This is a genomic window from Bradyrhizobium sp. 31Argb (assembly GCF_043638955.1).
Classification (GTDB): domain Bacteria; phylum Pseudomonadota; class Alphaproteobacteria; order Rhizobiales; family Xanthobacteraceae; genus Bradyrhizobium.
This window is the reverse complement of record NZ_JBEGDB010000309.1, coordinates 1-9,031: the sequence shown is the minus strand read 5'-3', so window position 1 is coordinate 9,031 and position 9,031 is coordinate 1. Positions and strand designations below refer to the sequence as shown.

The window sequence follows — 9,031 nt, the reverse complement described above, 5'->3', positions numbered from 1 at the left end:
GGCTTCCTCCTAAAAGAAAGCCTTGAATCACGTTCAATCTGATTTGAGAATCCCAAGAGTCCACACGGCCTAGGGCAATCGTTCCGTACTCTCGGTCTTTTGAAGCGTATGATTTGTCTTCGAATCGTCATCTCGCTTTGTCTCGTTTGAGTATGCTCTTTTCGGAAAACCGGTACCCACCTCTCCGGATCATGCGCCACCTTGGGTCCGTGCAGGGGACCAAGAATGCAGCAATATCACGGCGCTGTCGTCTTGGTCTCCCAAATATCGAGGGCCGGTGGTAAGCTATCGGCCGGGTTTGCCTCGACATCGGCTTTTTCCGGCGGTCACCTCGATTTGCTTACAAGGCGACTGCGGCCGCTATCGTTCAGGCCCTTCATGTCGCTCGAACAGGATGCGCTGGGCTGCGCCTTCGAGGTCGTCATATTGGCCGCTCTTCAGCGTCCACATGAAGGAGGCGAGACCAGCGAGACCGAGACCAATGGCGATCGGCACGAGAAAGAAGAAGTCGATCATTTCAATGCCTCGAGTATGAAAGGCGCTTCGGGCGGCGGATGTCTCTTCGCTCGCGTCGTTTCGACACCCGGACATCGAGACGCAACGCATTGGCCACGACCGTGACTGATGACAGCGACATTGCGACGGCCGCCAGCAGCGGCGTAACTCCGCCGAACACGGCGAGCGGGATCGCCACGATGTTATAGGCGATCGCAAGTATGAAATTTTGCCGAACCAGCGCACCGGTCGCGCGGGAAATCGCGATCGCCTGCGGGACGGACTGAAGGCTGTCGCGCAGGAACACGAGGTCGGCGGCGTTGCGGCCGATATCTGATGCCGACGCCGGCGCCATCGAGACGTCGGCCGCCCGCAGCGCGGGCGCGTCGTTCACACCGTCGCCGACCATCAGTACCTTGTTGCCGGCCTGCTTCAGTGCTGAAATGTGCTGGATCTTGTCTTCCGGTCGGGCATCAGCGGTCCAGGTCAGGCCCAGCCGCTTGGCGATTCCTCGTACGCGCTGGTCCCTGTCGCCAGACAGGATTTCCACAAAAGCTCCTGATTTCCTCAGTTCGGCGACAGTTTCTTCTGCGCCAGGGCGCAATGTGTCGTCGAGGCAGAAATAGGTCATGCCTTTACCGTTGATCGCCAGCGCGATGGCTGCGTCGTGGTGTCTCTCGCAGGAACGTCTGTCCGCAACTGCCCACTGCGGCCGTCCCAATCGGTAGACATCGGTACCGCGCCGCGCTTCGAGACCGAAGCCCGGATGCTCTGACACCGCATCGAAGGTGATCTGCCGGCGATCGTTCCCTAGGGCGGCCAACGCCTGCGAATAGGGATGGCGAGAGTGCATGGCGAGCGCGGCGGCCAGGGCGAGCCTATCGGGTGCAGTGTCGCCCTTTGTCGTGAGCCGTGGCTGGCCGGCGGTCAACGTCCCCGTCTTGTCGAAGACCACAACGTCGACGTCGGCAAGCTTTTCCAGCGCACTGCCGTCCTTGATCATGATGCCCTTGTCGAACAGCCGCCGGGCGGCGACGACATGGACCATCGGAACAGCAAGGCCGAGCGCGCAGGGGCAGGTGATAATCAAGACGGCGATCGCGATGGTGATAGCGCGGTGGGCGTCGCCGGAGGCGATCATCCAGCCAAGGAACGTCAGAAACGCGACGGAGTGAACGAGCGGCGCATAGAGTTGCGCGGCGCCGTCGGCGATCCGGCGATAGGCCGATCGGCCGGTTTCCGCCGCTTCCATCATCCGCTTCATGTCGGCGAGGAACGACTGATCCATCGTCGCGGTCGCGACGATGGTCAGCGGCCCGGTCAGATTGAGGATGCCGGCCTGCAGTTCTGTGCCTTCGGCCGCGGGCTGCGGCGCGCTCTCGCCCGACACCAGGGAGTAGTCGAGCTCGGACGTACCCTTGATCACGCGTGCATTGACGGGGACGCGTTCGCCGGCGGCGAGCAGGATCGTCATTCCCGGCACAATCTGCTCGATCGCCAGATAGGCTTGCGTGCCGTCCGGTCGCAAAACCAGTGCGCCGCGCGCCGACAAACGCGCCAGTCCGCCGACCGCCTGCCGCGCCCGCTCTCGCATCACATAGTCCAGCGTCCGGCCGATCAGAAGGAAGAACAGAAGCGACACCGCAGCGTCGAAATAAGCGTAGGGACCATGATGGATGGTTTCGTACAGGCTCATAGCGAAGGTGAGCAGGACGCCGATCGAGATCGGGACGTCCATATTGGTCCGGCCCTGCTTCAGGCTGCGCCAGGCCGAGCGGAAGAAAATCCGGCCGGAATAGATGAGCGTCGGAAAGGCGATCAACGCCGAAATCCAGTGGAAGAGATCGCGAGTTTGCGCTTCCGCGCCAGCCCAGACCGATACCGACAGGAGCATGATGTTGCTGGAGGCGAAGCCTGTGACCGCCAGCGCGCGCAGCAGGTGGACCAACACCGCGTCCTTTTTACCAGCGCCGACATCGTGGACGTGAGCCTTATAGCCGATGGCGTTCAGCGCCCGTATGATTGGTGGAGGGGAGTCTCCGCGCCAAAGGACGGTGACCCGCCGTGTCGACAGATTGGCCCGCGCTTTCGCTACGCCCTCGAGCTTGCTGAGCGCCACCTCGATCTGCTGCAGGCATCCGCCGCAATGGATTTCGGGCACCGACAAGTCGGTCTGACGCAGCCCGTCGTGGACCGCCTGGCTCGCGAGCAGGATCTCGTCATCCGGGGTTATGACCTGATGCAGATAGAGTTCGGCGCCGGGTGCGCAGCAACTCATGGGATCGGCTCCGTCGTTCCGCGGGAAGTCACTCCGTTTCCGGTTGCGCGGCGCGATAGGCGTGCCAGGTGGCGTGACCGAGCAGCGGATAGATCACGACGAGCCCCAGCATGCCTGTGGCAAGGCTTGCCAGAAACAAAGCAAGCACGATGGCTGCCCAGATCAAGAGGACCCGCAAATTGTTCCAGACCAGCGCCATGCTGGAGCCCATCGCGGTGAACGCATCGATGCGCTGGTCGAGCAGCATCGGAATCGAAAAGGCGCTGATCGCGAAGGAGAACGCCGCGAAAAGGCCGCCGACGGCGGTACCGACGATCAGCATCGCCCAGCCGATGCCGGTGGTGAACAGCATCGACGCGATGCGATCGAGGCCCGGAAATGCCACCATGCCGAAGAACAGGGCATAGATCAGCACGGCCGCACGGATCCACACGATCATCAACAGGCAAAGCAATACGCCGGTGAACAGGATCTGACCGCCGGAACGCGGCCTGACGAAGAAGATGTTTTGCCAACGTAGCGGCAGGCCTTCTTCGATCCGGCGACTCTTCTCGTAGAGCCCGACGGCCAGGATCGGGCCGATCACCATGAAGCCCGCAAAGAGCGGAAACAGGATGTAGTCGCGCTTGAGGGCAACCAGGCCCGCCACCAGCCCGACCGAGATCGCAAGAATGATCACCCCATAGGCCAGGCTCAGCGGCATCTGCGTCAAGAAATCCCGCCAGCCTTGCGCCAACCATTTGAAAGGATCGGCCGTCGTCAATGGTCGGACCCATTGGTTGGCCATCGAGAGCGGCGGCGCGACCGAAGGAAGCATCGTCATCGCTCGTGTCCTTCTGCAGATGTGCGGATGGCGGGCGGCGAGCAGGACGATTTGGCCGCGTAGTACAGGTCGGGCGCATCACGGGCGTCGCCCTGACGGAGATGGCTGACGCAGGCCGGCTGCGAGGTCGATGCGACATAGATGAGGTGGGTGTTGGCGGCCAGGACGGCGATCACGCCGCACACGACTACAACCCACACGCAGATGTTCGCCCTGCTGGCACTGCGTCGGTCGATGGCGAGTTCGTTCATTGGCCAGCCATCCTCTTGTCGACGAGGTAGAGCGTCAGGATCTTGCGATCGAGTTTGGATAATCGGTTTTCCCAGGTCGGCATGTGTCCCTGGCGGCCACCCCAGACCGTGCTATGGATGGTTTCGAAATCGCCGCCATAGATCCAGAAACTGTCGGTCAGGTTGGGCGCGCCGACCTCCGGATTGCCCTTGGCATCAGGACCGTGACAGGCGACGCAATTGGCGGAGAAGATCGCTTTGCCAGCCTCTACCTTGGCGGGATCGACGTCCTTCGCGCCTGGATGCGACAAGAAATAGACAAAGCTGACCACATTGAGGACGTCCTGGCGAGGCAGCATCTGATCGCGGCCGAAGGCCGGCATTTGCGAGACATGTGTGTCGGGGTGAGCCGAGTTGATGCCGACGCGAATGGTATTGAAGATATCTTCGGGCTTGTCGCCCCATAACCAAGAGCTCGTCGTCAGGTTCGGAAAGCCCGGGCCTCCCTTGGCGTCAACGCCGTGGCATACGGCGCAATTGTTGCCGAAGAGGGCGCGACCGGTGCCCCGTACGATCTCCATCAGAGGCGGATCGGACTGGATCGCCGCAAAATCCTCAGTCTCGGTCCTCTTCGTCCAGACGCTGCGTTCGACCGCGGCCTCCTGCAAGGAGGCTGCGACAAGCTTTCGCTGATCGATGCCGAGCAGCCCCTTAGTGTAGGTCACGCCGAGCGGCCAGGCCGGCATCAGCACCCAGTAGCCGACCGAGAACAGGAAAGCCAAACTCAGGAAGAAATAGAGCACGCGCGGGACCGGCGTGTTCAACTCCCTCAAGCCGTTCCATTCATGGCCGGTCGTGAGATAGCCAGTATAGCTGTCGCGATCTGGTTGCTCTACCGCCATGGTCCCGCCTCATCGCGAAAGATGGATTGCGCGGCATCATCGAAACGCTTCTTGTTCGACGGCCACATCGCATAAATCACCACCGCGACTGACAGCGCGATCAGGTAGAACAGCCCGAACGATTTTGAGATGCCGACGAGCAATGCATGTTCGACGATCATTGGCCTGCCCCGCTTGTGCAACCGATTTATGCGCAGCGTCAGTCAGCCGGCCGAGGACCTGAAGATAGGCAACGAGCGCGTCCATTTCGGTCAGGTAGCTGGGTCGGCCGTCGAATGCGCGCATCGTGGTGGCCTTGCCGTACCGCTTGGTCACGCCGTCCGCTAACGGCGAATCCGGATTGGACTGCGCGTAGGCGTCAAGCGCGGCATTGGCGATCATCTCTTCGGTGTAGGGTACGCCGACCGCGCGCTGGGCTTTCAGGTGAAGGCCGAGATCGTCAATGCGCAGTTCGGTCATGAGCAACCATCCGTAGGCCGGCATCACCGAGACCGGCACCACGTCGCGCGGATTGTTGAGGTGAGCGACGTGCCACTGGTCGGAATATTTCTCTCCGACCCGCGCCAAGTCCGGCCCGGTGCGCTTCGAACCCCACAACATCGGATGGTCGTACTTGGATTCGACCGCGAGCGAATACGGGCCGTAGCGGTCGACCTCGTCACGAAGCGTGCGGATCATCTGCGAATGGCAGGCGTAGCAGCCTTCGCGGATGTAGATATTGCGGCCGGCGAGCTCGAGCGGCGTGTAGAGCCGCATGTCGGGAGCGTCTTCCACGGTCTGGTGAATGGTGAAGAGCGGCGCAATCTCGACCAGACCGCCGATGCTCGCGACGACGATGATACCGAGCGTCAGACCGATCGCCTTGCTTTCCAGCCGGTAATGCAATCCGAAGAACGACATGGCGTTTCACTCCGCGGCCCGCAGGGCGCCGCTGCCGACCACGGCCGGTTGCGGAACGTCGGCGGCCAGGTCCGTCACCGCGCTGGGCACCTTGATGGTCATCCAGATGTTGTAGGCGCCTACGCAGCCGCCGATCAGGAACAACAGGCCGCCGACCGCGCGCGCGATGTAGTACGGATGCATAGCGACCAGCGTGTCGATGAAGGAAAAGGCGAGCGTGCCGCTCTCATTGTAGGTCCGCCACATCAGTCCCTGGACGATGCCCGAATTCCACATCGCGAACACGTAGATGACGGTCCCGGCCAGCGCGAGCCAGAAATGCGCTTCGACGAGCTTTGGCGAATACATCTGCTCGCGTTTCCAGAGCCAGGGTACCGTGGCATAGATCGATCCGAAGGTGATCATCGCGACCCAGCCAAGCGCGCCGGCGTGGACATGGCCGATGGTCCAGTCGGTGTAGTGCGAGAGCGAATTCACCGAGCGGATCGCCATGAACGATCCTTCGAGCGTGGTGAGGCCGTAGAACACTCCCGCCACCATCATGAAGCGCAGCGTGGCGTCGTCGCGCACCTTGTCCCAGGCGCCGTTCAGCGTCAGCAGCACGTTGCCGGCGGACGCCCATGAGGGGATGAGGAGCATCAGCGAAAAGGTCATGCCGAGCGTCTGCACCCACTGCGGCAGCGCAGTGTAGTGCAGGTGATGCGATCCGGCCCACATGTAGAAGAATGTGATGCCCCAGAAGCTGATGATGGACATCCGGTAGGAGAAGATCGGACGACCCGCCCGCATCGGGAGGAAGTAGTACATCATGCCGAGGAAGCCGGCGGTAAGGAAGAATGCGACGGCGTTGTGTCCGTACCACCATTGCGTCATGGCGTCCTGAACACCCGAAAAAGCCGAGTAGCTCTTGGCGTGGCCGAGCGAGACCGGAACAGCCAGATTGTTGACGATGTGCAGGATCGCCACCACCAGGATGAACGCCATGTAGTACCAGTTGGAGACGTAGATGTGCGGCTCCTTGCGCCGCGCCAGCGTGCGCAAGTAGACCAGGAAGTACACGACCCACACCACGACCAGCCAAAGGTCGGTGTACCATTCAGGCTCGGCGTATTCCTTGGACTGGGTGATACCCATCATGTAGCCGGTGACGGCGAGCAGGCAGAACAGGTTGTAGCCGTACACCACGAACCACGGGCTCACCTGGTCCGGGAGGCGGGCGCGTGAGGTGCGCTGCAGCACGTAGAGCGACGTCGCGATCAGCGCGTTGCCGCCGAAGCCGAAGATCACGGACGTGGTGTGGACCGGCCGCAGCCGGCCAAAGCTCGACCAGGCGACCCCAAACGTCAGGTCGGGCTCGACAAGCTGCCAGGCGACCCAGTCGCCGACCGCAAGCCCAACCACGGCCCAGATCATCGCAAGGACGATGGCGACCTTGCTGGGATCATCGTAGTAGTGCGCAAGCCGCTCGTCGGATGGCGCCGGCGCGAAGTAGCTTTCGCCGATGCGAAAGATCGTGAGAATGCCCGCAAGGAAAACAAGGGCGCCGTGAATGCCCATCGCGTCATCGCGTCCGACCAGGATCATCAGGGCGCCACAGACTGCCACGGCCGCGCTGATCATGATCGCGTACTGCCGTTCGATTAAGGTAAGCTGGGCGATCATGGCGGCTGCCCCCGCGCAGTTCTTCAGGAAGATGCGCCACGAATTTGGCTGACGTGACCGCCGGTTTCGCGAAGCCGCTTGCCGATTCGAGAACGTCTTTGCTGCGTTCTGCCGACACGATAACGCGCAACGAGCGGTCATTCACGCCCAGAAGCCTTACGGCAGTGGATCGCGGCAAGCGGCTCTTCGGAGAGCCCAAAACGTGTGGGTTCGGCGTTGTTGGTGCGTAGCAGCAAAAGTGGATTGTCGGGAGGATGACGCTGGCCGTCGTCCCGCAAAGGGAGCAAGATCGGTAAAGACCTCTGCCGGAGATAACGGCAGACTGTCCGGTTCAGACCCGGTCGATGGCCGTTTCGGACCTTCACAAATGCCGAGCGTCACGCGACGCTTCAGGCCAATATCGTGCGTGGACGGTCGCGCAGCAAACGGTAGACCCGGCGATCCGCGCGATCGAAAGAGCGGACGTCGCAAGGGCCGAAGGGAGAAACAAGTTCGAGGGAGGCCGCCATGGTCGGAAGGCTGATTCAGGTCGCTAAATCCGCCTATCAATATCCGCTCATCTTCAAGCAGTTATGGCACACGCCGCTACTGCAGTCGCCGGATCAGGAGATCGTTTATTGCGACCGAAGGCGTCTCACCTATCGACAGGTCGGCGAGCGGGTCAGCCGGCTCGCCTCGGCCCTGAGCAAGCTAGGCGTCAAGCCGGGCGACACGGTCGGCGTTCTCGACTGGGACAGCAACCGTTTCCTGGAAGCCTTCTTTGCGATCCCGATGATGGGGGCGGTGCTGCAGACGGTCAATGTCCGTCTCTCGCCCGAACAGGTTGCCTATACGATCAATCACGCCGGCGCCTCGACGCTCCTCGTCAATGACGACTTCGTCGGCCTCCTCGAAGGCCTGATGCCGCAGTTGCCGAAGGTCAAGACGCTGGTCGTGATGTCGGACCGGCGCGCGCCGGAAACAGGGAGCCTTACCTTTGTCGGGGAATATGAGGACCTGTTGGCGGCGACCTTGCCGGACTACGATTTTCCGGATTTCGACGAGAACACCCAGGCGACCACCTTCTACACGACCGGCACGACCGGCTTGCCGAAGGGGGTCTATTACAGCCATCGGCAGCTTGTGCTGCATTCGCTCTGCGAACTCGCGTTCTTTGGCATGGCGACCCGGCAAGGCCGGTTCTCGCGCGACGATGTCTACATGCCCATGACACCGATGTTCCACGTCCATGCCTGGGGCTTCCCCTGGGCGGCGACGGTTGCGGGCGTCAAGCAGGTCTATCCCGGACGTTATGATCCGGCGATGCTGCTGAAGCTGATCAAGAGCGAAAGCGTTACCTTCACCCATGGCGTCCCCACGATCCTTCAAATGCTGCTCAACGCCGCAGCGGCGGCGAAGACCGATCTTGCGGGCCTGAAGATGGTCGTGGGCGGCTCGGCCTTGCCGAAGGCATTGGCCAAACAGGCTATGGCCGCGGGGGTCGATATCTTTGCCGGCTACGGCATGTCCGAGACCGGCCCGATTGCCGCGGTGGCTCACGTCATGTCGAGAGACCTCAGCGGCGATCCGGACCAGGAGATAGAGTTCCGGACCAAGGCGGGAATGGCGGCGCCGCTGGTCAACCTTCGTATCGTCGATGAGGACATGAAGGATGTCCCCCATGACGGTAGGGCTATCGCATATGGGCGAGGGCGCGGAGAAGGAAGTCGTTGTTCCATCTGGCCTGGAGCATTTTGTGGCT

8 protein-coding genes and 1 pseudogene are annotated in these 9,031 nt (G+C 61.8%); 1 reads left to right on the top strand and 8 read right to left on the bottom strand.

Features of this window, described 5'->3' with window-relative positions:
* Positions 1-360: 360 nt before the first annotated feature.
* From ccoS to ccoN, 8 genes and pseudogenes are all read right to left on the bottom strand, one after another.
* Positions 361-516 (bottom strand): cbb3-type cytochrome oxidase assembly protein CcoS, encoded by a 156-nt coding sequence (ccoS, locus tag AAFX91_RS35460; RefSeq protein ID WP_282527465.1) that lies wholly within the window; start codon positions 514-516, stop codon positions 361-363.
* Position 517: 1 nt separating this feature from the next.
* The gene (locus AAFX91_RS35455) at positions 518-2,773 is read right to left on the bottom strand and encodes a heavy metal translocating P-type ATPase (protein WP_394569637.1); all 2,256 of its coding nucleotides are present in this window, start codon (positions 2,771-2,773) and stop codon (positions 518-520) included.
* A gap of 28 nt (positions 2,774-2,801) precedes the next feature.
* On the bottom strand, positions 2,802-3,596 hold the full coding sequence (locus AAFX91_RS35450) for a DUF2189 domain-containing protein (RefSeq protein WP_130577818.1): 795 nt from the start codon (positions 3,594-3,596) through the stop codon (positions 2,802-2,804).
* The gene (locus AAFX91_RS35445) at positions 3,593-3,847 is read right to left on the bottom strand and encodes a hypothetical protein (protein ID WP_130577819.1); all 255 of its coding nucleotides are present in this window, start codon (positions 3,845-3,847) and stop codon (positions 3,593-3,595) included. The genes AAFX91_RS35450 and AAFX91_RS35445 overlap by 4 nt, the downstream gene beginning before the upstream one ends.
* Positions 3,844-4,728: a cytochrome-c oxidase, cbb3-type subunit III gene (gene ccoP, locus AAFX91_RS35440; protein ID WP_394569636.1), complete on the bottom strand. Its 885-nt coding sequence runs from the start codon at positions 4,726-4,728 to the stop codon at positions 3,844-3,846. The genes AAFX91_RS35445 and ccoP overlap by 4 nt, the downstream gene beginning before the upstream one ends.
* A complete protein-coding gene (locus tag AAFX91_RS35435; RefSeq protein WP_130577820.1) occupies positions 4,719-4,889 on the bottom strand; it encodes a cbb3-type cytochrome c oxidase subunit 3 in 171 nt (56 codons plus the stop codon). Before AAFX91_RS35435 ends, ccoP begins: the two co-directional genes overlap by 10 nt.
* Positions 4,890-4,893: 4 nt before the next feature.
* A pseudogene (gene ccoO, locus AAFX91_RS35430) lies at positions 4,894-5,628 on the bottom strand (cytochrome-c oxidase, cbb3-type subunit II); the annotation flags it as partial.
* 6 nt (positions 5,629-5,634) lie between these two features.
* Positions 5,635-7,290, bottom strand: a complete 1,656-nt coding sequence (gene ccoN / locus AAFX91_RS35425) for a cytochrome-c oxidase, cbb3-type subunit I (RefSeq protein WP_394569635.1) — start codon at positions 7,288-7,290, stop codon at positions 5,635-5,637.
* 507 nt (positions 7,291-7,797) lie between these two features.
* Between ccoN and AAFX91_RS35420 the strand changes: the two genes are divergently transcribed.
* A partial coding sequence (locus AAFX91_RS35420; RefSeq protein WP_394569634.1) for an AMP-binding protein occupies positions 7,798-9,031 on the top strand: 1,234 nt, incomplete at its 3' end.

Bases quoted from the DNA above. Each gene is read 5' to 3' on its own strand.
- ccoS (WP_282527465.1), bottom strand. From the start codon at position 516: ATGATCGACTTCTTCTTTCTCGTGCCGATCGCCATTGGTCTCGGTCTC.
- AAFX91_RS35455 (WP_394569637.1), bottom strand. From the start codon at position 2,773: ATGAGTTGCTGCGCACCCGGCGCCGAACTCTATCTGCATCAGGTCATA.
- AAFX91_RS35450 (WP_130577818.1), bottom strand. From the start codon at position 3,596: ATGACGATGCTTCCTTCGGTCGCGCCGCCGCTCTCGATGGCCAACCAA.
- AAFX91_RS35445 (WP_130577819.1), bottom strand. From the start codon at position 3,847: ATGAACGAACTCGCCATCGACCGACGCAGTGCCAGCAGGGCGAACATC.
- ccoP (WP_394569636.1), bottom strand. From the start codon at position 4,728: ATGGCGGTAGAGCAACCAGATCGCGACAGCTATACTGGCTATCTCACG.
- AAFX91_RS35435 (WP_130577820.1), bottom strand. From the start codon at position 4,889: ATGATCGTCGAACATGCATTGCTCGTCGGCATCTCAAAATCGTTCGGG.
- ccoN (WP_394569635.1), bottom strand. From the start codon at position 7,290: ATGATCGCCCAGCTTACCTTAATCGAACGGCAGTACGCGATCATGATC.